Annotated in this window: 19 protein-coding genes; 5 read left to right on the top strand and 14 right to left on the bottom strand. The window is 63.6% G+C overall.

Annotated features, from left to right (window positions below):
* Nucleotides 1-125: 125 nt before the first annotated feature.
* Nucleotides 126-1,517, bottom strand: coding sequence for an aminobacteriohopanetriol synthase HpnO (gene hpnO, locus BLS26_RS29905; RefSeq protein WP_092516085.1), 1,392 nt, complete (start codon nucleotides 1,515-1,517; stop codon nucleotides 126-128).
* Nucleotides 1,518-1,620: 103 nt separating this feature from the next.
* Here hpnO and BLS26_RS29900 point away from each other — a divergent pair, with 103 nt between their 5' ends.
* The gene (locus BLS26_RS29900; protein ID WP_092516084.1) at nucleotides 1,621-2,307 is read left to right on the top strand and encodes a DUF2147 domain-containing protein; all 687 of its coding nucleotides are present in this window, start codon (nucleotides 1,621-1,623) and stop codon (nucleotides 2,305-2,307) included.
* Here BLS26_RS29900 and BLS26_RS29895 read toward each other — a convergent pair.
* Nucleotides 2,275-4,863 (bottom strand): MMPL family transporter, encoded by a 2,589-nt coding sequence (locus BLS26_RS29895; protein WP_092516083.1) that lies wholly within the window; start codon nucleotides 4,861-4,863, stop codon nucleotides 2,275-2,277. The two genes, BLS26_RS29900 and BLS26_RS29895, sit on opposite strands and share 33 nt — an antisense overlap.
* 432 nt (nucleotides 4,864-5,295) lie before the next feature.
* Here BLS26_RS29895 and ispH point away from each other — a divergent pair, with 432 nt between their 5' ends.
* Entirely contained in the window at nucleotides 5,296-6,225 is a 930-nt protein-coding gene (ispH, locus tag BLS26_RS29890) for a 4-hydroxy-3-methylbut-2-enyl diphosphate reductase (RefSeq protein WP_092516082.1), read from the top strand.
* A 40-nt stretch (nucleotides 6,226-6,265) separates the two neighbouring features.
* Nucleotides 6,266-7,426, top strand: coding sequence for an adenosyl-hopene transferase HpnH (gene hpnH, locus BLS26_RS29885; RefSeq protein ID WP_092516081.1), 1,161 nt, complete (start codon nucleotides 6,266-6,268; stop codon nucleotides 7,424-7,426).
* A 79-nt stretch (nucleotides 7,427-7,505) separates the two neighbouring features.
* Here the strand turns inward: hpnH and BLS26_RS29880 are convergent, their stop codons facing one another.
* The 6 genes from BLS26_RS29880 to BLS26_RS29855 form a co-directional block, all read right to left on the bottom strand.
* Entirely contained in the window at nucleotides 7,506-8,255 is a 750-nt protein-coding gene (locus tag BLS26_RS29880; protein WP_371360711.1) for a phosphorylase, read from the bottom strand.
* Entirely contained in the window at nucleotides 8,252-10,213 is a 1,962-nt protein-coding gene (shc, locus tag BLS26_RS29875; RefSeq protein ID WP_092516080.1) for a squalene--hopene cyclase, read from the bottom strand. Before shc ends, BLS26_RS29880 begins: the two co-directional genes overlap by 4 nt.
* Before the next feature lie 59 nt (nucleotides 10,214-10,272).
* Nucleotides 10,273-11,532, bottom strand: coding sequence for a hydroxysqualene dehydroxylase HpnE (gene hpnE, locus BLS26_RS29870; RefSeq protein WP_092516079.1), 1,260 nt, complete (start codon nucleotides 11,530-11,532; stop codon nucleotides 10,273-10,275).
* A complete protein-coding gene (hpnD, locus tag BLS26_RS29865) occupies nucleotides 11,532-12,371 on the bottom strand; it encodes a presqualene diphosphate synthase HpnD (protein WP_092516078.1) in 840 nt (279 codons plus the stop codon). The genes hpnE and hpnD overlap by 1 nt, the downstream gene beginning before the upstream one ends.
* Nucleotides 12,368-13,246, bottom strand: a complete 879-nt coding sequence (gene hpnC, locus BLS26_RS29860; RefSeq protein WP_092516077.1) for a squalene synthase HpnC — start codon at nucleotides 13,244-13,246, stop codon at nucleotides 12,368-12,370. The genes hpnD and hpnC overlap by 4 nt, the downstream gene beginning before the upstream one ends.
* Before the next feature lie 191 nt (nucleotides 13,247-13,437).
* Nucleotides 13,438-13,677 (bottom strand): hypothetical protein, encoded by a 240-nt coding sequence (locus tag BLS26_RS29855; protein WP_092516076.1) that lies wholly within the window; start codon nucleotides 13,675-13,677, stop codon nucleotides 13,438-13,440.
* 428 nt (nucleotides 13,678-14,105) lie between these two features.
* Here BLS26_RS29855 and BLS26_RS29850 point away from each other — a divergent pair, with 428 nt between their 5' ends.
* Nucleotides 14,106-14,609 carry a hypothetical protein gene (locus BLS26_RS29850; RefSeq protein ID WP_092516075.1) on the top strand — a complete coding sequence of 168 codons (504 nt, stop codon included), beginning with the start codon at nucleotides 14,106-14,108 and terminating at the stop codon, nucleotides 14,607-14,609.
* 105 nt (nucleotides 14,610-14,714) lie between these two features.
* On the opposite strand, the gene BLS26_RS29845 is transcribed toward BLS26_RS29850, so the two are convergent.
* The 4 genes from BLS26_RS29845 to BLS26_RS29830 form a co-directional block, all read right to left on the bottom strand.
* Nucleotides 14,715-17,093 (bottom strand): RND family transporter, encoded by a 2,379-nt coding sequence (locus tag BLS26_RS29845; RefSeq protein WP_092516074.1) that lies wholly within the window; start codon nucleotides 17,091-17,093, stop codon nucleotides 14,715-14,717.
* A gap of 232 nt (nucleotides 17,094-17,325) precedes the next feature.
* Nucleotides 17,326-18,135, bottom strand: a complete 810-nt coding sequence (gene eutC, locus BLS26_RS29840; protein WP_092516073.1) for an ethanolamine ammonia-lyase subunit EutC — start codon at nucleotides 18,133-18,135, stop codon at nucleotides 17,326-17,328.
* An 18-nt stretch (nucleotides 18,136-18,153) separates the two neighbouring features.
* A complete protein-coding gene (locus BLS26_RS29835) occupies nucleotides 18,154-19,743 on the bottom strand; it encodes a B12-binding domain-containing radical SAM protein (RefSeq protein WP_092516072.1) in 1,590 nt (529 codons plus the stop codon).
* 165 nt (nucleotides 19,744-19,908) lie between these two features.
* Nucleotides 19,909-21,291, bottom strand: coding sequence for an ethanolamine ammonia-lyase subunit EutB (locus tag BLS26_RS29830; protein WP_092516071.1), 1,383 nt, complete (start codon nucleotides 21,289-21,291; stop codon nucleotides 19,909-19,911).
* A gap of 362 nt (nucleotides 21,292-21,653) precedes the next feature.
* Between BLS26_RS29830 and BLS26_RS29825 the strand changes: the two genes are divergently transcribed.
* The gene (locus tag BLS26_RS29825; protein WP_092516070.1) at nucleotides 21,654-23,360 is read left to right on the top strand and encodes a methyl-accepting chemotaxis protein; all 1,707 of its coding nucleotides are present in this window, start codon (nucleotides 21,654-21,656) and stop codon (nucleotides 23,358-23,360) included.
* Between the two features lie 46 nt (nucleotides 23,361-23,406).
* Here the strand turns inward: BLS26_RS29825 and BLS26_RS29820 are convergent, their stop codons facing one another.
* Nucleotides 23,407-24,285, bottom strand: coding sequence for a transglutaminase family protein (locus tag BLS26_RS29820; RefSeq protein WP_092516069.1), 879 nt, complete (start codon nucleotides 24,283-24,285; stop codon nucleotides 23,407-23,409).
* Complete coding sequence (locus tag BLS26_RS29815; RefSeq protein WP_092516068.1) at nucleotides 24,282-26,837, bottom strand: circularly permuted type 2 ATP-grasp protein; 2,556 nt, start codon at nucleotides 26,835-26,837, stop codon at nucleotides 24,282-24,284. Before BLS26_RS29815 ends, BLS26_RS29820 begins: the two co-directional genes overlap by 4 nt.
* Nucleotides 26,838-26,941: the final 104 nt, after the last annotated feature.

The raw sequence follows: 26,941 nt of genomic DNA, 5'->3' as shown, positions 1-26,941 counted from the left end.
GCGCAATCGCGCACGCTGCGCCGGGACCCATACTCCGCGGCCTATCGTTTTGGCGATCGGGTAGACGTCTTCGACAACATTGCGAGCGGAGGTTATGGGTCCCTGCGTTCGCAGGGACGACAAATCTACGCCGTCTTGCGCACGGCGTTGTCGACCAGGGTCTTGCCGAGCGACCAGATCGCGCCGGGGACCTTGTGGCTGCCGGCGATGACTTCGTCGAAGGATTTTTCGATCCAGCGGCAGTCGTCGTCTGAGATAACGAGCGGCGGCAGCAGCTTGATGGTGTGGCTGCCGTGGCCGGAGACCTGCGTGAGGATCTTGTGATCCTTGAACAGCGGCACCGTGATGAGCTGGCAGAACAGGCCCTTGTTGGCGGCCTCCAGCACGTTCCAGGAGGCGCGGAGCCGCAGCGATTTCGGCGGCCCGAACTCGATGCCGATCATCAACCCCTTGCCGCGCACTTCCTTCAGCAATTCATAGCCGGGCACCATGCGGGTCAGCGCCAGCCGCAACTCGGCACCGCGCTTGGCGGCCTGCTCGACCAGCTTCTCGGCCTTGATCACCTCGAGCGTGGCGATGCCGGCCGCCATCGCCAGATCGTTTTTCGCAAAGGTCGAGCCGTGCACGACCGCGCGGTCCATTTGATTGAAGATCTTGTCGAAGATGCTTTTTCGCGTCAGCAGCGCGCCGACCGGCACGTGGCCGCCGGACAGCGCCTTCGCCAGCAGCACCATGTCGGGTTCGACATTCCAGTGCTCGACCGCGAGGAATTTTCCGGTGCGGCCGATACCGGTCTGGATCTCGTCGGCGATGAACAGCGTGCCGTATTTGCGGCAGAGCGCGGCCGCCCCCGGCAGGAACTCGTCGGTGGGCATGTTGACGCCCTTGCCCTGAATGGGCTCGACGATGAAGGCGGCCACCTGACGCGACGACAGCGCGTGTTCGAGCGCTGCGAGGTCGTTGAAGGGAATCTGCGTGCAACCCGGCAGCAGCGGCTCGAAACCGGAACGGAAGTTTGGATCGTCCATCAGCGACAACGCGCCGTAGGACAGACCGTGGAAGGAATGGGAACAGGACACGATGCCAGGCCGGCCGGTGGCGCCGCGCGCGAACTTGATCGCGGCCTCGACGGTTTCCGCGCCGGAATTGGCAAAGAACACCTTGTCCAGATATGGCACATGCTCGAGCAGGCGTTCCGCCAGCACGCCGGCCAGCGTGGACACATCCAGTTGCACCAGATTGGGCAGATCGCTGTCGAGGACGCTTTTGAGAGCCTCGCGCAGCGCCGGATGATTGCGACCAATCGCAAAAACGCCAAATCCGCTCAGTAGGTCGAGATAGCGTGCCCCGTCACGATCGAACAGGTATTGGCCTTGACCCTTCTGAAAGCCGACATCGTAGCCGATGGTTTTGAGCACGCGAACGAGTTGCTCGTTCAAATAACGTGCATGCATGGAACTGCGCTGCGCCTGGCGCTCCACAAACATCTCGGAAACGTCTAGATTTGAACTTAGCATTCGTTACATACGTCGGTTGATGGGTATTTCGTCAACTGAAAACGCTCAATGCGGCTTTTTGACCCCCGCCTTGGGATCATCCAGATAAGCATAGGTTCGAACCATGTTGCACTGCCCAAAAACTGTCGCGCGCAAAATAGTTTATTCCGCATTTTTTTTAGCCACAGGTCTTAACGCCGCGTTGGCGGCCGATGTCACCGGCGACTGGAGGGTGGCGGACGGCGTCGCCAACATCCGGGTCGCCCAGTGTAACGGCAGCATGTGGGGGGTGGTTGCCTGGGAGAAAACCCCGGGCGGACGCGATACGCACAATCCGGACGCCTCCAAGCAGAGCCGGCCTACTTTGGGCATGCCGATCCTGATCGACATGAAGAAGAAGGCCGGTGTCGCCGATACCTGGGAAGGCGAAGTCTATAACGCCAAGGACGGGCAGCTCTACAGCTCGACCATCAAACCTGCCGGCACCGACCAGCTCGAGATTCAAGGCTGTGTGCTGGGCTTCCTCTGTGGCGGCGAAACCTGGACCCGCGTAGCGCCGCCGATTCCCTCCAGCCCCGCCAACAGCATGGCCAAGGGCGCGCCGAAGAGCGCCACCGGCGCGGTGCCCAAGAACCCAACGACCAACCCGTCGACCAACCCGTCAACCGCAGCACCGGCACAGGCGGGTCCGCCGAAGACCATCGGCGCGGTGGCCCCGGCGCCGAAGCCTGGTCAGAAGCAGGCGGCCGGCCAGCCCGGTGATATCGGCGATATCTGCCTACTCCCCGACATCGCGCGGTTTACCCATTAGCGCAGGCTGGAACAGCAGCACCGCAGCGAGCGTGGTGAGAAGCGACAGCGCCAGCAATTTACCCATGCTGGCGGTGCCGGGATGACTGGATAGCCAGAGGCTGCCGAACGCCGTGGCCGTGGTCAGCGCCGAGAAAAATATCGCGCGCGTCAGGCTGGTCTGCAGCAGGTTCGTCCTGCCCGACCGCCAGGCCGTCACGTAATAGATCTTGAAAGCCACGCCAATGCCGAGCAGCAGCGGCAGGGCCACGATATTGGCGAAGTTGAGCGGCAGTCCGATCAGCACGCAGATCTCCAGCGTCACCGCGCCCGCCACCAACAACGGCACCAGCGTCAGCAGCACGTCCGTGACCCGCCGCAGCGCCAGCCAGAGCAGGAAGCTGATGACCAGCAGCGCCCAGATGCCGGCATGGACGAACGCCCTGACGACGGTGTCGCCGGATTTGAGGATCGAGACCGGTCCGCCGATCGCGGTCGGCTCGGCGGCCAGGACCGCATCCGCAAACTTGCGGAGATTGTCGTTGTCGTTGGGATCACCCTTCGGCAGCGCTTCGACGCGCATCAGCCCGTCCTTGGCCTTCCAGCCGGCGACCAGTTCCGGCGGCAGCGTGTTCAGGGTGACCGGCGCGGCTTGCAGGGTGTTCTTGAGCTGCTCGAACACGATCTTGAGCGGGCTGACGAAAATGCTCTGCGCCTTGTCGCGCGTCGCCTGATTTGAACCGGCGAGCTTCGACAGCCCGTCCGCCAGCCGCCGCGAGGCGACCGCGCCGGGCCCCTTGCCCTCGCCCGCGGTCTTGCGCAGGCTTTCGACCGTGCCCTTCAACGCTTCCACGTTCTCCTCATCGGAAGGCGCGGCATCGACCTGATCGGGATTGAGCGCGGGCCCTAACAGCCTGGCGGCCTGCGCGATCAGCTTCAGTTTGGCCGGCTGATCCTCCGGCACGAAACTGTCGAGCGACATCACCCGAAGCACTTCCGGCACTTTCTCAAGCTTCGCCTCGATCTTCTTGGCGTCGGCTTCGGAATTCGTCATCACGTTGATGGCGTTGGCGCCGGTGTTGGGATCCTTGCGCAGATCGAGGAAAGTCGCGATCGACTCGGCGTTCTTGTTGCGCAGGTTGATCGGGTTGAAGTCGAACTTCATGAAATAGAGCAGCGGCAGCCCGGCGATGGCGACCAGCAGCGTGCCGGTGATGATGATGACGCGGTGCTTTTCGAGGAAGTGATCGACCGGCGCCAGGAAGGCGTAACCGACCGGTTCACTTTCTCCGGGCGGATTGATCAGGTCCAACAGCGCCGGCAGCGTCGTGATGCTGGTCAGGAACGCGACCAGCATGCCGGCGCCGGCAATCTTGCCGAGTTCGGCAATGCCCTTGTAGTCGGTCGGCAGGAAACAGAGGAACCCGGCAGCCGTTGCCATTGCGGCAAGCGAAAGCGGAACCGCGGCGCGGCGCGCCGCTTCTTCCAGCGCCATCGTCAGGTTGTCGTTCTTGAAGCGCTCGGAGCGGTAGCGAACGCTGAACTGAATGCCGAAGTCGACACCGAGGCCGATGAACAGCACGGCGAAGGCAACCGACAGCAGGTTCAGCGAGCCCACCATCGCGAGGCCGACGGCGGTCGTGATCGAGAGACCGACGAACAAATTGACGAACACCGCAAAAATGATCTTCGCCGAATGCAACGCCAGCCAGAGGATGATCAGCACGATGACGGTGGTAACGATGCCATTGCGGATCGCGCCGTCCTGAACCGTGGCGTATTCCTCGTTCGCCATCGGGACCGGCCCGGTCAGGCGGACGCGCGCACCATAGGTGCCCGCGAAATTGAGCTCGGTCGCCGCCTGCCGGATCGCGTCGGTTGCGGTCTTGCCGGGCTCCAGCGCCTGAAAATCGAGGATCGGCTTGAACTCGATGAAGGTGCGCTTGTCGGCGTCGGTCAGGGGTTTGTCGCTGACCAGTTCGCGCCAGGAAAACGTCGCCGTCCCCTTGGCCAGGATGTTTTCGACCGTCTGCGCGATCAGGTTGAAGGGCCGCTCCGCATTGTCGAGCTTGACCTGCCCGCGCTTGATGCCGGCAAGCCCGGTCTCCAGCGCGCCGGTGAGGCCGCGGATCGACGGATCGCCGGCCATGATTTCAATCAGGGGGGCTGCCGATTCGAGCTGGCCGGTGACCTTGCCGACCTCTTCCACCGGCAGGAACAACAGGCCGTTCTTCTCAAAGAACTCGCCCGAGCCGAGCGGCGTGACCGCCTCGAAGTTCTTCTTGTCGCCGGAAAGCTTTTCCGCGAGCGCCTTGGCTGCGGAACCGGCCAGTTCCGGCGTCGGCGCTTCGACGACGGCCAGAATCAGCGTTTCGCGGTCAAAAGCCTTCTCGAACTGGTTGTCGCGCTTGCGCCAATCCAGGTCGGGCGAAATCAGCGTGTTGATATCGGTGTTGATGGAGAAATTACGGGCGGTATAGAAGCCGGCTCCGATCGCCAGCAGCAGCGACAATACGACGACAGGAATGGCAAAGCGGGTACAGGTTCTGACAATCGCGACGACAATATTGGTCAGCACATCATTTCTTTCTACGTCTCAAGAGTCTGCCGAAAACGCCCGCTGTCTAGCGGAGTTCCATGGGCCGATCTAATGTTGTTTGGTTACTTTCCCGCAGGGTTCAACCACAGCCGCCCAAACCCTCCGGAACGGTGTTGCTGGTGGGTATAGACCGCCGCAGGGGGCGATAAAGTGACGAACAAGTGAGGATAATGTCGGCAGACGGCGATTAACTGTATTATAATACCGTATTGCTGGTAACCAAGTCCGATGCATCTTCTCTTGTCGTTCTTTTTTTGACACAAAGCGCTGTACTTCCATGTGCTTGAGTGGGGCAAACAGCAGGATTGGGTCGTGGTGCGGATATTGCAGTTATCCGGTAGGTCCGGCTGCGCGGAGGTTTTCGAGTGAATTTGCGAAAGAAGTTGGTGCAACTTGCGTAACGAGCAGCCCATGGAAGTATATCTGGCCCAGCCGCGCGGATTTTGCGCCGGCGTCGTGCGTGCGATCGAGATCGTCGAGCGCGCGCTGGAGAAATACGGCCCGCCGGTCTACGTGCGCCACGAGATCGTGCACAACAAATACGTCGTCGAAAGCCTGCAGAACAAGGGCGCGATCTTCGTCGAGGACCTCTCGGAGGTGCCGCCACGCGCGGTGACCGTGTTCAGTGCCCACGGCGTGGCCCGCAGCGTCGAGGAAGAGGCGGCCGCCCGCGGCCTGCCGGTGCTCAACGCCACCTGCCCGCTGGTCACCAAGGTCCATAATCAGGGCAAGCGGTATATGTCGAAGGGCCGGGCCCTGATCCTGATCGGCCATGCCGGCCACCCCGAGGTCGAGGGCACCATGGGCCAGGTTCCAGGGCCGGTTCTGCTGGTCCAGAACGTCGACGACGTGGCGGAACTGACCCTTCCGACCGACACCCCGGTGGCCTATATCACCCAGACCACCCTCAGCGTGGACGATACAAAGGACATTATTGCGGCCCTTCAGGCCCGTTTTACAGATATTCAAGGCCCGGACATCCGGGATATCTGCTATGCGACACAGAACCGCCAATCTGCGGTAAGGGACCTGAGCAAGCTGGTGGACGTCATTTTGGTGGTGGGGGCCGCCAATAGTTCCAACTCAAACAGACTACGCGAAATCGGCACCGAGGTCGGGGTCGCGAGTTATCTCATTGCCGATGGCAGGGAGTTGAACCCTGACTGGCTGAAAGATGCAAAGGCCGTCGGCATTACGGCGGGCGCCTCGGCGCCTGAAGTCCTGGTCGACGACGTGATCGCGGCTTTGAGGCGTATCGGACCCGTCAAGGTCTCGGTGCTTCCGGGCCGGGAAGAAAATATCGAATTCCGGCTACCGGCCGAACTGACTGCTGCGGGCTGATCCACTCACTACTTTTCGAGTCCAGAAAGAAACCTTCTCAATGGCAATACCCTTCTTCAAGGAACTGCGTATCGGCGGTTATCTCATCAAGCAGAAGCTGCTTGGCCGGAAACGCTATCCGCTCGTGCTGATGCTGGAGCCGTTGTTCCGCTGCAACCTCGCCTGTGTCGGCTGCGGCAAGATCGACTATCCCGATGCGATCCTCAATCGCCGTATGTCGGCGCAGGAATGCTGGGACGCGGCCGACGAATGCGGCGCGCCGATGGTGGCGATCCCCGGCGGCGAGCCGCTGATCCACAAGGAGATCGGCGAAATCGTGCGCGGCCTCGTGGCCCGCAAGAAGTTCGTCTCGCTCTGCACCAACGCGCTGCTGTTGGAAAAGAAGCTCGATCTGTTCGAGCCCTCGCCCTATTTGTTCTTCTCCGTGCATCTCGATGGCCTGAAGGAGCATCACGACAAGGCGGTCTCGCAGAAGGGCGTGTTCGATCGCGCGGTTTCCGCGATCAAGGCCGCCAAAGCCCGCGGCTTCACCGTCAACGTCAACGCCACCATCTTCGACGGCCATCCGGCGGAAGAGATCGCCAAGTTCCTCGACTTCACCACCGAACTCGGTGTCGGCGTCTCGATGTCGCCGGGCTACGCCTATGAGCGCGCGCCCGACCAGGAGCACTTCCTCAACCGCACCAAGACCAAGAAGCTGTTCCGTGACGTGTTCGCGCTCGGCAAGGGCAAGAAGTGGAACTTCATGCACTCCGGCCTGTTCCTCGACTTCCTCGCCGGCAACCAGTCCTACGAATGCACCCCGTGGGGTATGCCGGCGCGCAACATCTTCGGCTGGCAGAAGCCCTGCTATCTGCTCGGCGAAGGCTACACCAAGACCTTCAAGGAGTTGATGGAGACGACGGACTGGGAAACCTACGGCACCGGCAAGTACGAAAAGTGCGCCGACTGCATGGCGCATTGCGGCTACGAGCCGACGGCCGCCAACGCCGCCCTGCTCAACCCGCTGAAGGCGATGTGGGTAGCCCTTCGCGGCATCCGGACCACAGGTCCGATGGCGCCCGAGATCAACCTCGATAACCAGCGCCCGGCCCAGTACATCTTCTCGGCGGAAGTGCAAAAGCGCCTCTCGGATATCCGCCGCGACGAAGCGGAAGCCGCCGCCGCCAAGCAGCAGCAGAAGGCCTCCACGGCCGCCTGAGCGAGCAAGACAAAAAAGCCCCGGTTCTGATCGATCAGAACCGGGGCTTTTTTGCTTTAAAGCGGGTCGCTGGCGGCCGTCAGATATCCACCGTGGCGAGGTCCTCGCCGCCAATCAGGAAGCTCCGGCAGCCGCGCAAGCTGCGCAGCGCCCGATTAAAATCGATCCCGGTCGAGACCAGCGCGCGCAGCGTCGTCGGATTGCGCACGAGGCCGCGCAGCACCTTGCGCAGGTCGATATCGCCGTTCGGCTTGATGGCGCTCTTGGCCAGCGCCGGAAGCGAGCGGCTGGCCGGATCCGAAATCACGCGCAGCGCCGCAAAGGGAATGCCGGCCGCAGACGCATAGGCCGCAGCGATATGGCTTTCCATGTCGACCGCGGCGGCCCCAGTCTCGGAATGCAGCGCGGCCTTGCAGGCGGTCGCCGCGATCACCTGTTCCACGCCGGCGAGGCCGCCGCGGACCACGCGCCGGCGCTTCAGCGCGGCGCTGGCGATCATTTCCTCGTTCAGCGCAAGGCCTGCCAGAAAACGGGTATCGCCCGCCAGAACCTCGGTCGCCACCACCACGTCGCCCGACTTCAACGAAGGATCGAGCCCGCCGGCGACGCCGAACGAAATCACGCCCCTGAATGACGATGGGTCAAGCGTCGCAAGCAGCGCGCGCAATTGAGCGGGATCGCTACTGCTGCAAATGACGATCATGCCGGGCCCCGCCGCTATGCGGGCCTCCTGCACCAGACCGGTTACAATCAACACCGGCCGCGGATCAATCGAATTGAAATCAATCGAATTGTCCACGGTCGCGGCGGCCCCCGCCCCCAAAATCACATCCCGACCCCTACCACCCTGCTGTTGGTGCTTCTCAAATTCCGATACCGCGCCAGCGCCCAGAGCGGAAAGAACTTCGAGTAGCCATGATAACGCAAGTAAAACACCCGCGGAAAGCCTGTTGCCGTGTAGCGCGCCTCGTCCCACAGCCCTTTTTCGGTCTGTGTGCTTTTTAGGTACTGAATCCCCCGCAGAACCGCAGGGTGTTCCACCTCGCCCGCCGCCATCAGTCCAAGCAAGGCCCATGCCGTTTGCGAGGAAGTCGAGGGCGCGTGCTCATATCCCTTGTAATCTAACCGGTAGCTGACCGCATCCTCGCCCCAGCCGCCGTCCTTGTTCTGGACCGAAACCAGCCAATCCACCGCTTTTCGCATCACCGGGTCCTGGTGGTCGATACCGGCGGCATTGAGCGCCGACAGCACCGACCAGGTTCCGTAGATGTAGTTCAGCCCCCAGCGACCGTACCATGAGCCTTCGGCGAGCTGGGTGCGGCGTAGATAGGCAACCCCGTCCGCCAGCGGCTTGCTGGTCGCCGCGGTCTCGCCGAGCTGCGCCAGCATCGAGATGCAGCGCGCGGTGACGTCCTCGGTCGGCGGATCGAGCAGCGCGCCGTGGTCCGAGAACGGGATGTTGTTGAGGTAATATTCGAGGTTGTTGACGTCGAACGCGGCCCAGCCGCCGTCCCGGCTCTGCAGGCCCTCGATCCACTCACGGCCGCGCGCGATCGCCGTATCGTATTCCGCACTGCCGGACCCCCGCCGCGCCCGATCCATCGCCATCACCACCACCGCGGTGTCGTCGAGATCGGGATAGTGATCGTTGTTGTACTGGAAGGCCCAGCCGCCCGGACGGACGTCAGGCGCTTTCACCGCCCAGTCGCCCTTGAGGTCGAGCACCTGCCGCGGCTTGAGCCAGTCGAGCCCCTGCTTCATCTTCGCCAGCATGTCTTCGCCGCCGGCTTCCGCCAGCGCGTGGCAGGTCAGCGCCGTGTCCCACACCGGCGAGACGCAGGGCTGGCAATAGGCCTCGTGCTCGCCGATCACCAGGAGCTTGTCGATGCCCTTTCGGGTAACCGCCCGCGGCGGGAAATCCTCACCCTTGCCGAGCGCGTCGTACATCATCACAATATTTGCCATCGGCGGATAGATCGCGCCCATGCCGTCTTCGCCGTTCAGCCGCTCTTCCGTGAAGGCGAGCGCGGCATCGATCGCGCGTTGGCGTAACGATTTCGGGAACAGCGGTTCGATCACCCGCAGGATCTTGTCGAGCGCGCTGAACAGCGTGAACCAGCCCCAGCTTTGATGCGGCGCCTTCGTCGGCGTGCCGACGGACTTCGGATCCTGCAGGAACAATTCGTCGATGCCGACGCCCTTGGGATTCTTCGCCAGCGGCTTCAGCGCCGCCATCACCATCAGCGGCACGATGGTGGTGCGCGCCCAGTAGGAAATCTTGTTGATATGGAACGGCGACCACATCGGCAGCAGCATGATCTCGATCGGCAGCACCGGTACGGCGCGCCAGCCCAGCACGCCATAGAACGCCAGCAAAAACCGGGTGAAAACGTTGACGCCGCTGGCGCCGCCGCGGCTGCGAATCGCCTCGCGCGCCCGCACCATGTGCGGCGCGTCGACGGAATCGCCGATCATCTTCAGGGCGAAATAGGATTTGACGCTGGCGCTCATGTCGAACGGGCCGTCCTGCACCAGCGGCCAGCCGCCATGGGCGCCCTGCGTGCGGCGCAGATAGTTGGCGAGCTTGGCTTCGAGCGCGCTGTCGACGGGCTCGGCAAGATAGTGGCGCAGCAGGACATATTCCGCCGGAATCGTGCTGTCGGCTTCCAGCTCGAACACCCAGTGGCCGTCGGATTGCCGATAGAAGAGCAGCCCCTGCGTCGCCGCGGAGATGCTCTTCTCCAGGGCGTCGGGGTCGACCGCAACGGTGTGATCGTCGGACAGCATTTCGCTAGACATCCTCACTTAGCGACCGACTTCCGTGAAGCCGGTCACGCAACGTCCTGTCAGGCGTGCCGCCGCGACAGGACCAGATCGGCGGCGCGGTCGCCGGACCGCACCGATCCCTCGATGGTTGCCGGCAATCCGGTATCAGTCCAGTCACCGGCGAGAAACAGGTTTTTATAAGCCGTTACCGGGCCCGGCCGCAGTGCATTCTGCTCCGGCGTCGCCTCGAATGTAGCACGGCGTTCGCGCACGATCTGCCAGGGCGGCAATGCCGGTTCCCCCGGCAGGCCGGCGGCCTTGCAGACATCCCGCCAGATCGCCTGCGCCAGCTCCTCACGCGGCATATCGACCAGGCGGTCGCCATTGCTGATGGTGATCGACAGCCGCTGCGGGAACGCAAACAGCCACTCCACCAGGCCGCCGACGACGCCGACGATCGGCGGCGCATCCCGCGGCGGATCGAAACGGAAATGCGCATTGACGATGGCGCGGAATTTCGACGGCGTCTTCAGCCCGGGCAGCAACGAAGCTGCGGGGCGCGGCGGCACCGCAAGCACCACGACATCGCCGGCGCCGACCGCGATGGTATCGCCACCGAATTTCAGTTCACCGACCTTGTCGCCGGTGATCGTGAACTCGCGCAGCTCATGCCCGAGCTGGACCGAGCCGCCCTTGTCCTGCAGCAGCTTGATCGCGGGATCGACCAAAACCGAACTAAGCCCATCGCGCGCAATCAGGGGACGGCAGGCCTGTCCGCCCGCCAGCAGCGTTTCGCGCACGATCGCGCCGGCGAGGCCCGCCGAGCCCTCGGGCGGATCGACATTGAGCGCGGCCAGCAGCAGCGGCTGCACCAGCCGCTGGTACAGCGTGCCTTCGCAGGGGATCGCCTTGCCGACCAGTTTGCCGGTCCCTGCCCAGATCAAAGGCATCAATGCCAGGTAATCGAGCAGGCCGGTGTCGGGGACGCGGCGTGCCTCGTCGAACACCCACAGCGGCAGCCGGCCCTCGCCGAGGTCGAGCTGCCAGCGCTGGCCGGTCGAAATGTCGACGAAGGGAAACTGCGCGCGCTTCGGTCCGACCAGGCCCGCCTCGGTGCCGATCGATCGCGCGTAAGCCCGGGCGTGATGGTTGCCCGACAGCAGCAGATGATTGCCGTTGTCGATGGTGAGGTTGGTGGCGGCGTCGAAATAGGACCGGCAGCGGCCACCGGCCTGCTGCGTGGCCTCGTGGACATGCACCGTGTAGCCAGCGTTCGCCAGCCGCACGGCCGCCGAGAGGCCGGAAATGCCGGCGCCGATGATGTGAGCGTTCTTTTGCATCAGATGATCGCGTAACGGAGAAGGATGGCGATCTTCGCCCATTTGTGGACGCGGACCGGCTCGCGCGGAACGGCAAAGCCCCTGATAATCAACAGCTCCAGTATCGCGCGATAATATTTCGACATGATCCGGGGCGCGCGCACGGCGCGTCGCGAATTGCGCTTCATGATCGCGTCGGACTGTTCGAAATGCGACTTCGCCCGCTCGACCAGCGGCACGCACACTTTTGGCAGCGCGCGTTCGGCAATCACCTTCACCGGATCATCGCTGGTGATGCCGGCATGCAGCAGGCCCTCGCGCGGCAAATAGAGACGGCCGAGACCGGCGTCTTCGTCGATGTCGCGCAGGATGTTGGTCAGTTGCAGCGCGCGGCCGAGGTGGTGGGCGAGCAGGATGCCGTCATTCTCGGGCAGACCGAACACGCGCACCGACAACCGCCCCACCGCGCTGGCGACGCGGTCGCAGTAGAGATCGAGGGTTGCCATGTCGGGCGCGCGGATGTCCTGCGGCACGTCCATTTCCATGCCGTCGATGATGGCGAGGAAATCCTCGCGCTTGAGACCAAAGCTCTTCACCGACGACACGTAATCCTTCAGCCGTTCCGGCGGATGGCCCTGGTACAGCGCGTCGATGTCGTCGCGCCATTGCTGGAGCGCCGCCAGCCGCTCCGGCCGCGGTCCGTCGGAGTCTGCAATATCGTCGACCTGCCGGCAGAAACTGTAGATCTGGAACATCGCATCGCGCTGCGCGCGCGGCAGGATGCGCATCGCCGCGTAGAACGAACTACCGGACGCGGTGGTGCCGTAGTCTGCGTTGGCCGCCGCCGTCTCCAGCGTCATGCGCCGGCCGCCGGGTTCGATACCGGCCGGCGACCGGTCGCGCGGCGCGCCATCTCGCCGGCGATGCCGGCAAAGCTCTGCCCCAGCAATTCGAGCGGGGAAAGATGCACCCGCTCGCTGAGGGGATCGCGCACCTTCAGCATGCCGACGATCTTGTCGGCAAAGGCCTGGATCACCGAAATCTCGAGCCCGAGCCGGAAATCCCGCACTTCGGCGCCGAGCGATTTGCTTTCGTCGAGCAGGGTTTCGGTGCGCACCGCGAGCGCCTGCAGGCAAGCCAGCAGCGCCGGCGGCGACTTCGCCTCGCCCAGCATCTCGACGGATGCGCCTGAAGCCGCCAGCGCATCGCGCGGCAGGTAGACGCGGTTCAGGTCTTTATAGTCCTTGGCGCAGTCCTGCAGATGATTGTTGATCTGCAGACCGGCACACAGCGCGTCCGACGCGGCCCAGGTCGAGGTGCTTTCACCGTGGACATCGAGCATGAAGCGGCCGACCGGCATCGCCGAATAGCGGCAATAGTGAATGACGTCGTCCCAGTTCTCGTAGCGCAGCTTGGTGACGTCCATCCGGAACGCGACCAGCACGTCGAGTGCATGGCGCGGCGGCATCGCGCGCTCGGCCAAAGCGCGGCGCAGGTTGACAGCTTCCGGCTGGGTGTCGCCGCCTCCGAGCAATTCCGCTTCCATCAAATCGAGATAGCGCAGCTTCTCGTCGGCCGCCAACGTCGCATGGTCGGCGATGTCGTCGGCGGTCCGGACGAAATTGTAGAAGCTGAGAATAAGCGCCCGGTGACGCGGATGAATGATCCACGACGCGACCGGAAAATTCTCGTCGCGGTGGGTCTTACCCGATCGCAGTTCGCTCGCGCTGGTCATCAAGAAACTGGCTACATTCGTCTGGCTTGGCGGCATGCACCGACGCTTGGCGCATGCGATGAGATCGCGCCCCCATATAGGGGAATACGCCGCCAAAACCAATGCTATCTGGGCCGATCAGCCCCGTCGGCCGCGCCTGCAATCGGGCCGAAATTGGCCCGACGCAACGGTTAACGGGTGTGAGGCGCCGCTTATTGCCCGTGGTTCTTGAGCACCTGATCGCAGGCAGGCGTAATCTTCGGACGATTCTGCTGCAGGCATGCCAAAATGGTGAAATCGCCCTGGTCGATAACCGGGCGGCAGAAACGCTGAACGTCGCGGGCACAGGCCTTCTGCTCGTCCGGCGTGCCGCTGCGCTGCGGCTGCTGGGCGAAGGCGTTCGACGTAACCGAGATCGACAACATGGCGAGTGCCAGGAGAAATTTACGCATCGTATTCCTTCATTTCGGCAGCAAAAATCCTGTTCCCGAATTGCGTTTCGGCAGTGCCGGGCGGATTTGGTGGGATGGCAGGCGCCGCGTAGCGCAGCAACGAACAAAGAACAAGCACTGCTAAATGCGGCCAAATTTACGACGATTTCGGCACATCTTATAACCGGCTGAAATCTAACGTGTATTTCAGCCTTTGCTTTCTTTTGCATTTGGCTGTTGCAGACACGCGCGGCGCAAAGCTAGATGCTGCCGGCGCGGCAGGGCCGGAATGCTTTTCGATTCCGTCCGATAAAGATGCCGTTACGCCTTGCGGTGATCGCCGGCAGTGGCGATTTGTCATTTGAACCTAACATTCCGCGGGAACACTAAACCTTCGATGCGGCGAGACGCGTCCCCCAGGGAACGTCTATTTTGATGGGAAAATTACGATGAAACTGTTCGGTTCCAGCTTGTTCGGTCAGGCACTCACAGCGGCTGGCGTGGGCGCCGCGCTCATGTTGTCGATCAGCGCAAGCCACGCCCAGGCGAGCGGCCCCTTTGCCGGTTTTGACGGAAATTGGAGCGGCGCGGGCACGGTCGCGCTTTCCAACGGCACCACCGAAAACATCCGCTGCAAGGCCGACTACAAGGTCAATGCCTCCGGCCTCGGCCTGAAGCAGAACCTGCATTGCGCCAGCGACAGCTACAAGTTCGATCTCTCCAGCGACGTTACCAGCCAGGGCGACCGTATCTCCGGCAACTGGAGCGAGAAGAGCCGCAATATCTTCGGCAACCTGCAGGGCACCGCGGGCGGCGGCCAGATCGACGTGTTCGTCGAGGCTTCCGGATTCGCAGCCAACCTGAATTTGCGGACCAGCGGCAACAAGCAGGTGGTCCAGATCGACTCGAAGGGCGAAATCCGCGGCGTCAAGATCACGATGACGAAGACCTGACGCACCGCCCGCGTCTGCTTCCAATCGCTTAAAGCGAAACGCCCTCGGATTGCTCCGAGGGCGTTTTCATTTGGGGCGTTTTCGCTGGCGATCCGATGCCGAGAGTCACTCCGCCGGCTTCGCCTGACCCGCGGTGCCGCGGATCTTTTCCGACAGGTTGATCAGGAACATCGAGGTCGGCCGCAGGATGAACAGGTCGGCGACCAGGGCCGCGATCATCGAGAACGCGCTGAGCCAGCCGAACAGGCGCAGCGACGGCAGGTCGGAGAACACCGTCACCACCAGGCCGCAGGCCAGCACCACCGTGGTCAGGATCAGCGCCGGACCGACCAGCACGGTCGCACGCTCCACCGCCAGATCCGCACTGACGCCAGGCTTTCGCTCCAGCCGCAGCCGGTTGAGGAAGTGGATCGTCGCACTGAGGCCGAGGCCGAACGACACCGTCAGCGCCACCACGCTGGCGAATTGCAAGCCCTCACCCATGATCGCCAGCACCGTCCCCGATGCCACCACCGGGAAAATGCCGGGCAGGATGCAGGAGAACATCACCACGACCGAGCGGAACGCCAGCCCGATGAAGACCGCGACCAGCAGGAATTCCACCGTCAGGCCGCGGTTGAGCTTCTCGATCATGTTGGAGCTGTTGCGCGCGGCGATCACAGAAAGGCCGGTGACCGCGATTTCATAGCCCGGATGTTCGGCGCGAACCTTGTCGAGCCCGGCATCGAGCTTGTTCACCACCGGAAGCAGCGCGCTGGAATCGATATCGGGGACGCGGCCCGACACCACCACCGCATCCTGATCGGCCGAGATGAAGCGCCGCACCAGATGTTCGGGGATCACGCTAACATATTCCTTCAGCGTCGCGACGTCATTGCTGCCCGCCTTCTCGGCAAGCCAGCGCCGCAGCGTTTCCAGCGACCAGACGTTGCCGACGCCGGCCGCGGTTTCGACCATGGAATGGACGTCGGCGATCGTCTTCAGCGTCTCCGGCGCGTAGAGCGAGGCACCCTTAGGGAATTCGATCAGGACGTCGACCGGATTGGCGCCGGTGAGCTTGGCATCGAGACGGCTCGACGCCGCCACCGCCTGCCGCTTGTCCGGCACCTGGTCGGCCAGCCGGTAGCGCGGCTGCAGGTTGGCGTAGACGAAACCCATGCTGGCGACGACGAGCACCGCGATCAGGCTGAACAGCCCGGGGCGGCCGACCATCCGCACCGCGATCCAGTAGCAGAAGTTGCGCAGCGCCTGCACGCCGGCGTCGGCGCCCTGGAACTTGACCGCCATGACCTTTTCATTGCGCACGAACAGCACGCCGAACACCGGCACCAGCGACAGCACCGCGACCAGCGCAATGATGGTGGCGGCAAGGCCCGCCTCGCCGAATTTGCGGATCAGTTCGGAATCGGAGAACTGCAGGGCGATGAACGAGATGCCGGCAGTGCCGTGGGTGAGCACGCAGGCCGGACCGACCACCAGCACGGCGTTCTTGAACGCGGTGTACTTGTCCTGGCCCGCGATCAGGCGGTCGCGCGCCGCGAATGTGAGCTGCATCGAATCGGAGAAGCTGATCACCATGATGAGCGGCGTCATCACGTTCAGGAACATGTTCAGATTGAAGTTGGCCCAGCCGAGGCCGCCGAGCGCGAGCAGGATCGCGATGATCGGCGGGAACGCGGCGACGACCATGAACGAGATCTTGCGGAAGAAGATGATCGCGATGATGCAGCCGGCCAGAATGCCGAGGATGTTGTAGGTCAGCCCGTCGCGCTTCACCGCGTTGCGAATTTCGAGCTGCATAACGGGGACGCCGGAGAGCTGGGCATTGAGCCCGCTGCCGGCGAGATCTTCCGCCATGATTTTTCTGATATCGCCGATCGCCTTGGTGAGGTCGTTGCTGGCGACGATGTTCGGCTCCAGCGACAGCACGATCAGCGCCAGCGTGCCGTCTTCCGACAACAGCTTGCCGCGGATGATCTCGTTTGCCTTCACGGTCTCGGCGAACTTGTCGTAGGCCGCGCCTTCCGGCAGTTCCGACGGGAACAGCGCCGCCGGCAGTTTGCCGGGTTCCGGCGCCTGGCGTGCCGAGAACAGCGAGACCAGACCGCGCACGCCGTCGACCAGTTGCAGGTCGGTGACCATGTCGCGGAGCTTTTCGAGGTTTTCGCGCGCCAGCAGCGTCTTGCCTTCGACCACGACGAGCACGTCGAATTCGGTCGCCGGGAAGCGCTTGGTCACGGCCTCGTATTGCTTGTAGTCCTTGGAATTGGAGCGAAACAGCTGGCTCAGCGAGTCGTCGATCTTGATCCGCTCGATCCCGAAGAACGCGGCAATCATCAGTGCGACGAGAACGACGCAGGACATGATCGGCGCCTTGACCGCGATCAGGCCGAGGCGCTCCAGCCCAAAGGCGATGCTCGTACCCTTTACCGGCTCCTCGATCGCTGCGACGTGGACCTGACTTTCGGAATTCTTGTCGAGCATACCCTGTCCAGTTCTCACGTCGGTGTCGGTTGTGAAGCTTGCTTGGGTCGGTGGCGCAATAGCGGCTTTTTCAGCCGTGTCTGATCGGCGCTAGCCCTTGAAATCACGCGGTAAATTAACGTCGCCGTTTTACAGGTCCGAACCCGATCCGGCAAGCGCGCGAGGTGGTGCAAATCGGCACGCAGATGACGAAAATCCGCGTTAAGTCTCTGATTTGTCACACCCGGGCCACTCACAGGGCCGGATCGGCCGCGATCTGCACCGGCAGTCCTGCGCTTTCGTCCTTTAACGCGACGCCGGTGAGTTGCCGCGCGAGCCCTTCACGAACCAGCCACGCGATTTTGAACGCGGCTTCATCGTAACTCAGGCCGGCGCCGTGGATGTTGGAGATGCAATTGCGTTCGGCGTCGGTCAGGCCGATGCGCGGTCCGAACGTCAGATAGGCCCCGAGACTGTCCGGCGCCGACATGCCTGGCCGCTCGCCGATCAACATCACCACCATGCGCGCGCCGAGCACAGCACCGATCTCGTCGCCCAGCGCCACGCGCGCGCCCGACGCAACCACGACCGCGCCTACTCCGATGCCGGCCTCCGCCAGCCGTGCAGCAAGATTGCGAACCAGTTCGACCGCGTGAAGGTTGACCGCAGCCGGCGACAGGCCGTCGCCGATGACGACGGCAAGCTCGCAGCGAGCGCCGCTACGGTCGGCCAGCGAACGCCGCGATCCGGCATCGAGCATGCGGCCGAGGTCGGGACGGCGCAGATAGTCGCGCCGGTCGCGCGCCTGGCTCGAGACCTCAAGCGCGTTCAGGCCAAGGCCGGCCAGTTCCGCCATCAGGCGCGAGGCATCGAAGGCGGCATGGACGGCATCGCGGGCGCGTGCGTGGTCGAGCGTGAAAGCGAGCAACGCCTCGGTCGGCATGCTCGCCCCTGCCCGTCCGAGCGCGACGCGGGCCGGCGTCAACTCGCGCAAACGTTCAATCGAAACTGGTTCAATCGAAACGGGCGCAATCGAACCGGAAGGCGGCGCCGGCGTTTTCATGACGGTTTCCAGGGTTTGCTACTCGGCCGGGACCGAGGCCTCGCGCAGCCGGATCGAATAGTTCGATGCGCTCTGCTGACCGACCGACGCCGCGCGTGCGAACATGATCAGGTGATGCGCGATCATGGACGACGCGATCAGCCCCTCGATGTCGCCGTGCCGCAGCCGTCCCAGCGCGAATTTCCAGAACACCTTCCTGTAATCGCCGAGCACACCGACCTTCCAGAAAATGTTCCGGAGCATGATTAAGGCGCGCTTGATGTTGGCCCAGCTCTTCTGCTCGGGGGTTACCGGCACCTTCAACCGCCGCGCATAGGTGTAGTCGCACTGATACTGGTAGCGCGCGAACAGCTTCTCCGGCGCATAGGCGACTGCCATGCATTTACGCCACGAATCGACCACCTGATCATAGGGCAACAGGAACGCGACATTGGAGTCGCGGCTTTCGTCTTCCTCGAGCAGACGGCCTTCGCGCTCCAGCCGATCCCACAGCGGCGTCTTCGGCAGCGCCTGCAGCAGATTGATCGTCAACAGCGGGATCTGCGATTCGTCGACGAACGCCAGCAGCGCGTCGCCGGTTTCCGGCTTGTCGGTGTCGAGCCCCATGATGATGCCGGAGACGACTTCCATGCCGTAGGAATTGATGGTGTGAACGCCTTCCAGGATCGGGACCATCATGTTGTGGTCCTTGTGCATCGCCTTCAGTGCCTCGGGATCCGGCGTCTCGATGCCGCAAAAGATCGTGACGAAGAAGGCATCGCGCATCTTTTCCAGAATCTCGGGCCGCTTGGCGATGTTAAGCGTCGCCTCGCAGGCGAGCCGCATCACGTAACCGGTCCGCTTCTGCCATTCGACCAGGTGCGGCAGCAGATCCAGCGCCGCCTTGCGGTTGCCGATGAAATTGTCGTCGACGAAATACACCGAGCCAGTGACGCCGCATTCGCGCAACTTGTCGAGCTCGGCGATGATCTGTTCCGGCGATTTCAGCCGCGGGTTGCGGCCATAGAGGCCGGGGATGTCGCAGAACTCGCACTGGTAGGGACAGCCGCTCGAATACTGGATGCTGCCGAGGAAGTATTTCTTGACCTCGGCGAGTTCGTACGCGGGAATCGGGAAATCCGTCATCGCCACGCGATCGACGGTTTTCAGCACCACCTGCTGTTCGGGGCGCGACGGATCGTGCGCCAGCCGCGCGAACAGCTCATTGGTGGCATCGCCGAGTTCGCCGACATGGAGATAATCGAACGAGGGGTAGTAATCCGGGCATGCGCTCACCGACGGCCCGCCGATCGCAACCGAAAGATCGAACGCATGTGCGCGGCGGCAGATGTCGTTCATCTGCTGGCGCTGGATGTGCATGCCGCTGACGAACACCGCCTCCGCCCATTCGAAGTCTTCTTTCGTCGCCGGGCGAATGTTCTCGTCGATGAAACGCACCGGCCAGTTGGCCGGCAGATAGGCCGCGATCAGCAGCAGCCCCTGCGGCGGCATGAACGCCTGGACGCCGTCTGTCAGGGGATAGGCGTGTTCGAACGTACCAAAAGAAGACGTATAGCGCGGAAAGACACACAGGATGCGCCGAACCGTCTCAATGCCTTCAGCTCTCATTCAAACTTCCTCAGCCAACGCCTTAGCAAACCAGAGCTTTGGCAAATCTAAGCACGACATTGAAAGTTGGGCCAGAAATTCTTCAACATTGTGGCAGTCGTCTCAAACGCGCCGGCGGTTCAAAGGTTGCATGAAAACCCGCCGTTCGTTGCCCCCAGGCGGCCCTCAAGCGATCAGCCGTGAGGCAAATTCGGGCAGCAGACCCGCATTGCCCGCAATTCGGAAGTCAGCGCCAGCCAGGCCGGTTCGATGCAGCCAGTCGTCGAACTCCGGCGCCCGTTTCAGGCCAAAGAGGTCGCGGACATAGAGCGCATCATGGAACGAGGTGGACTGATAGTTCAGCATGACGTCGTCGGCGCCCGGCACCCCCATGATGAAGGTCACGCCGGCGGCGGCCAATAGCGTCAGCAGATTGTCCATGTCGTCCTGGTCGGCCTCGGCATGGTTGGTGTAGCAGACATCGACACCGAGCGGCAGCCCGAGCAACTTGCCGCAAAAGTGATCCTCCAGCCCGGCCCGGATGATCTCCTTGCCGTCGTAGAGATATTCGGGGCCGATGAAGCCGACGACGCTGTTGACCAGCAACGGATCGAAGGCGCGCGCCACCGCATAGGCCCGCGCTTCGCAGGTCTGCTGATCGACCCCGTGGTGGGCATTGGCTGACAGCGCCGAGCCCTGCCCGGTTTCGAAATACATGACGTTGTTGCCGACGGTGCCGCGGCGGAGCGACAGCCCGGCCTCCCGCGCCTCCTTCAGGAGTACGAGATCGACACCAAAGCTGCGGTTGGCGGCTTCCGTTCCCGCAATCGACTGGAACACCAGGTCGACCGGAAAACCTTGGCCGATCAGGCCGAGCGTGGTGGTGACATGGGTGAGAACGCAAGCCTGCGTCGGGATCTGCAGCCGCGAAATGACCCCGTCCAGCAGCCGCAACAGGCCGCCGATCACGGCCGGGTCGTCGCTCGCCGGATTGATCCCGATGCAGGCATCGCCCGATCCCAACAGGATGCCGTCGAGGATCGAGGCGGTAATGCCCTTGGTGTCGTCAAAGGGATGATTGGGCTGCAGCCGCACGCTCATCCGCCCGCGCAAGCCGATGGTGTTGCGAAAGGCGGATGTCACCGCGCATTTTTTGGCGACCAGGATCAGATCCTGGTTGCGCATCAGCTTCGAGACCGCCGCGGCCATTTCCGGCGTGACCCCGCGCGCGACTTTTTGTAACGCCTCAGCCGTGGCGGCATCGGACAACAGCCAGTTGCGGAAGCCCCCGACCGTCAGCGACGATATCGCGGCAAAGGCCTGGGCATCATGGCTATCCATGATCAGGCGGGTAACCTCGTCGTCCTCGTAAGGCACGACGGCCTCATTGAGAAATTGCTTGAGCGGAACATTGGCGAGTGCCATCCGCGCCGCGATCATCCGTTCGGCGCTGTCGGCCGCAATCCCCGCAAGGCGATCGCCGGAGCGCGGCGGCGTCGCCTTGGCAAGCAGGTCGCGCAAATCATCGAACAGATAAGAAGTGGCATCGATGGCTTGGCGGTAGACCATGGCGGCTCCGGGCCCGTTTTGGCGTCGATGGGCGGCTGGCAGCCTAGCATCCCGGACATTGCGCCGTGATGGCGCACCACAAATCGCGCCCGGCGGATTTACGCGCTCTGGCATGCCAGGTGCGCGTTCTGGTCGCAGATAGAACTGGCACCGCCATCCGTGGTTTCTGGTATGCCAGAGCAACCATTTGATTTTGTTATATAATAATAACTCAGTTGCAGATTCGTGAATTTCTCGTATTAAGAAATTCTCCACTAAAATTCAGCATAATTTTTATTGGCCGACGGTGCTCTCCGGCCCTCATTTGGAGTGCCGGTATGGTCGAAATTGCAAAATCCCCTCATTCTTTTTCTGGTGGCGCCATGTCATCCCGCCTTTCGCTCGCGGCCAAACTCTACGCAATCTTTGCGCTGTTCGCGGTGCTCGTCGCCGCCATAACCGCGCTGTCCGATTACAACACCCGCCAGAATGCCGCCCTCACCGAGGCGGTCGCGACCGCCAGCCGCGCCGCGCTCAACGTCGAGCGGGTCAATTCGCTGGTCTATGCGGTGGTGATGGAATCCCGCGGCGTCTACATGTCCACCGAACCGGCGGTCGTGAAAAAATACGGCGACGGGCTGCTAAAGTTCAACGAACGCATCCTCGACGTGGTCAAGAACTGGCAGGCGCTGGTCCAGGCCGACGACGCCGAGCAGTTCGCCGTCTTCAAGAAGCGCATCGAGCAGTTCATCGACTTCCGCAAGGAGCTGGTGCGCCGCGGCGTCGAGATCAATGCTGCGGCGGGCCGCGAATGGGGCGACAACGACGCCAACCGCGAAGTGCGCGCGGCGCTGAACAAGGATCTCGAGGCGCTGTCCAAGGTCTATGCCGAACGCAGCAAGAAGCTCGCGCAGCAGACCGATGCGAACCACACCATGGCCTTTGTGCTGACCTGCCTCGGCGGTCTGGCGCTGGTCGTGGTCATCATCGGCGTGCTGATCATCGCCCGTTCGGTCGCGCGGCCGCTCTCGGCCATTACCGACACCATCAAGCGCGTCGCCGAAGGCGCCGAGGGCGTCGAGGTCCCGCATACCGGCCGTGCCGACGAGATCGGCGCGCTGGCGCGCGCGATCCAGATCTTCAAGGAAGCGATGGACCGCAACCGCAACCTCAATTCGCAGGTGCTCGAGGATTCCAAGGCGCGTGACCAGCGCGCCCGCCAGATCGAGGCTTCGGTCGACGCGTTCCGCGAAGCCATCGGCGGCGTGTTGCGTGCCGTTACCGACAACGCGACCTCGATGCGCGGCACCGCCGAGACCATCGCCAGCGTCTCGTCGGATGCGAGCGGACGCGCGGTTGCCGCCTCCAGCGCGACCGAACAGGCATCGCACAATGTTTCCGCTGTGGCGGGAGCCGCCGAAGAACTCTCCACCTCCGTCGAGGAGATCGGCCGCCAGGTCCGGCAATCCGCCGGCGCGGTCGAACAAGCCGGCCTTCGCACCGAAAAATCGATTGCCGAGATCGAGGGGCTGGCGGCAGCTACCCAACGCATCGACGGCGTGCTCAGCCTGATCCAGGCGATCGCCGAACAAACCAACCTGCTGGCGCTGAATGCGACCATCGAGGCCGCGCGCGCCGGCGATGCCGGCCGCGGCTTTGCGGTCGTCGCCCACGAGGTCAAGGCGCTGGCCGAGCAGACCGCCAAGGCAACCGCCGAAATCGGCCAGAACGTCGGCCTGATTCAGACCTCGACCAAGAATTCCGTCGATGCGGTCCGCGAAATCGGCAACGCCGTACGCGAGATCAACGAGGTGACCTCGATCATCGCCAGCGCCATCGGGCAACAGGATGCGGCGACCCGCGAGATTTCCGCCAACGCCCAACTGGCGGCGCAGGGCAATGGCACGCTGGTCGTCAATATCGGCTCGCTCAGCGACGCCATCGGCACGACAAGCACGGCGGCAGCCTCCGTCCTGACCGCCTCCAGCGACCTCACCGCCACCGCCGAGACGCTCTCCCGCGAGGTCGAAAAGTTCTTCCGCGACCTGCGCGCTGAGTCAGCCGAAGCGCCGCGGCGGACGGGGACCTAGGGACCAATCCTACTTTGCATGGGGTTGTTTTCGATATTTTGCGGATTCACTCCACCAGCAGCACGTCCACGGCGACGCTAAGCTTCTGCTTGCGCGAACCGACGATGATGCCGTCGACCGGCGAGACGTCGGAAAAGTCGCGCCCGATCGCCAGAATGATGTGATCGTTCCCGACCAGGAGATCGTTGGTCGGATCGAAACCGATCCAGCCGATCTCGGCGCCGCACCACACCGACACCCAGGCGTGGGTGGCGTCGGCGCCCTGCAGACGCGGCTGGCCCGGCGGCGGGATGGTACGCAGATAGCCGCTGACATAGGCCGCCGGCAGTCCGAGCCCGCGCAGGCCCGCGATCATCACATGGGCAAAATCCTGGCAGACGCCGTGGCGTTTCTCGAACACTTCGGCCAGCGGCGTCGAGATCACGGTCGCCTTGGGGTCGTATCTGAACTCGGTGCGGATCCGGTGCATCAGGTCGACTGAGCCTGCGACGACCCCGCAGCCCGGCGGAAAGCTCGCCGCGGCATAGGCGGTGACCGGCGCCTGCACCGGCACCAGCGAACTGGCAAAGACATAGCCGACCGGCGAGGACGGGCCGAGGCTGGTGGCCTCGAACGCGACGTCGCGGACGTCCTCCCATGCCGGGCTCGGCGCGGTGCGTTCCAGCACCTGCCGCGCGACCTGTACCCGCGAACGGGAATCGATCCGCAGCGTGCGATGCGCGGTCTCGATCAGCACGCTCTCGGTGTGGGTGCCGAAAAAATCACGCCGCGCGGTGCGTTCCACCGGCCGCGGCCGGATCTCGACTGAGTGCGAGACCAGTTGCTGCCCGTCGCCGGTTCGCGGTTCCAGCCGCAGCGAGCAGCGCGCAAAGCTCACCGGGCTTTCGTAAGCGTAGGTCGTGACATGACGGATGTCGTAGATCACGCGAGGCCCGTGAGCTTCTCCGGCCGGCTCGCATTGGGTCCGTGCGGGAAATAGTGCAGGCCGATGGCGTCGGCGAGGTTGAGCAGGTCCTGCTCCAGCGCGAACAGCGCCTTGATATCGAGCGCCGAGGCTTCCGACGTCGTCAGCATGGCCTGCAGCGCCACCGCAAGGCGTTGCGGCCGCTCGATCAGGCCGTGCTCCTTGAGGCTCGGAAGGCTCGCAATGTGCTCGTTGAGCGCCGCGACCTGAAACGCCACCGAGCGCGGGTTATAAGGGTCGAGCACCGCGAGATCGCGCACCGGCGCCAGCGCCGGACCGACCAGGTAGCGCGAGCGATAGGTGATCTGGCAGTCCACCAGCGTCAGCAGCACGTCGAGATCCTCGTCGCCAGCCTCGTCATAACCGAACTGCCGGGCGAACCGCGCGGTATTGATGGCGCGCTCGATGCGGCGGCCCATTTCGAGGAAGCGCCAGCCGGCGGCGCGGTTCATGTTCTCCTGGGCCAGACCGGCAAAGCTCGCCAGCTCCTGCAACGTCAGTTCAGCAGCGCTGACCACCGCGTCGTCGTCATCGACCTGCAAGGCAAGACGTTCCGTCATCTCGGTGATGACCTGCCAGGCGTCCGGCGAAAGCCGCTCCCGCAACGAGGTCGCGGTGCGCTGCGCCGATTTGAGCAACGACAACGCCGAGCCGAATTTCTCCGGATTTTGCAAGGCCTCGGCGACGACCTTTGCAGGGTTCGCGCGCGTCGCCTGCGAGGTCGCGCCCCAGGTCACCAGCAGCCGTTGAATGCGCTCGACCGAAGGCAGCGCCGTGGCCGGCCCGCCCGACGTTCCGGTTGACGTTCCTTTGGCCGGATCACGCGTCGGCACGCCGAGCGCGCGGATCAGCCGCAGCGTCGCCTCGGCGCGCTCGAGATAGCGGCCGAGCCAGAACAGGTTGTCGGCGGCGCGGCTGGGAACGACGCCGGCGATCCGCTTGATCCGCACGGTGTCTGCCGCCGGCAACAGCGTCGAGGTGGCAACCGCCTTGTCGGACACAACCCAGACATCCGCGGAACGCGCGCCGTCGCCCATCGACACGGCGCGGGCATCGGGCTGCTCCGCGATCCGGCAGAAGCCGCCGGGCAGGATGGTCCAGCCTTGCGGGGTCGCCGCGGCAAACACCCGCAGCACGAACGGGCGCGGCGTGATCCGACCGTTTTCCCACACCGGCGTCGTCGACAGCCGCACCAGCTCCTGGCCGACATAATCGATGCCGCGGTCGGCGATCGCGCTTTTGAGCCGGTCGCGATCCGTCGGCGACAACTCGCCGGCCAGCACCGGACCGTGGCCCGGAAAGCCCGGAACCGAGCGGCTGTAGGCGCCTTCAATTGCGAAATCATCGAGCCGGTCCAGCACTTCCTCGCGCGCGGATTTCTGGCCGCACCACCAGGTCGCGATGTGCGGCATCTTGAGGTCTTCGCCGAGGAAACGCCGGCTGAGACTCGGCAGGAAGCCCAATAGCGCCCTCGCCTCCAGCACGCCCGAACCCGGCATGTTGGCGACGACCACGCCGTTTTTGCGCACCACGTCGATCAGGCCGGGCACGCCGAGATGCGAGGACGCATCGAGCTCGAGCGGATCGAGAAAGTTGGAATCGACCCGGCGCAGCAGCACGTCGAGCCGCTTCAAACCGGCGACGGTGCGAATATGGATGCGGTCGCCGCTGACGGCGAGATCGTCGCCTTCGACCAGCAGGAAGCCGAGATAACGCGCCAGCGTGGCATGCTCGAAATAGGTTTCGCTGAAGGCGCCCGGCGTCAGCAAACCGATCCGCGGCTCGTCGCGATCGGCGCCCGATCGAAGCGACTCGCGAAACGCCTCGAAGAACGGCGCCACGCGTTCGACGTTCATCGACTTGTAGAGGTTGGAAAAGGCGCGCGACAGCACCAGGCGATTTTCCAGCGCGTAGCCGGCGCCCGACGGCGCCTGCGTGCGGTCGCCCAGCACCCACCAGCGCCCGTCGGGGCCGCGGCCGACATCGGCGGCATAGAGATGCAGATAGCGGCCGCCCGGCGGTTTGACGCCGCACACCGCGCGCAGATATTCGTTGCTGCCGGCGATGGCGGCGGCGGGGATCGCACCGTCCGCGACCAGACGGCCTTCACCGTAGAGATCGCGCAATACCATTTCGAGAAGCTGCGCGCGTTGCGCGATGCCGGCACTCAACTGCTGCCAGTCGGTTTCGTCGATGATCAGCGGCAGGTGGCTGAGCGGCCACAACCGGTCGGCGGTCTCGCCCGGCGCGCGGTAGGTAACGCCGGCTTCGCGCAGATGCCGGTCGGCGGATGCAAAACGTTTTTCGATGTCGGCCGGCGCCAGCGCGGCAAAGGCATCGAAAAACCGGGTCCAGGCGGCGCGGGGCGCCCCGTCCTGGCCGATATATTCGTCAGGAATTCCGGGCAGCCGGGCATAGTCGCGGGTCCACTGCGCCATCCGGCGCTGGCCCGGACGTGCCTTGCTTTCCTGATTGTTGCCTTGATTGCTGCCTTGGCCGGCCTGTCCCGCCATTTCAATTCCCGCCCTCGCCTCTGACAAGATCAGATTCGAGGTCCCGATTTTATGTCTTTGACGCGTTTTCTTAAGCTCATCCCCGGATCTGTCCGGGGCGGGCG

Source organism: Afipia sp. GAS231 (assembly GCF_900103365.1).
Classification (GTDB): Bacteria; Pseudomonadota; Alphaproteobacteria; order Rhizobiales; family Xanthobacteraceae; genus Bradyrhizobium.
The sequence above is the reverse complement of the archived record's forward strand: the minus strand, read 5'-3'. Positions and strand labels throughout refer to the sequence as shown.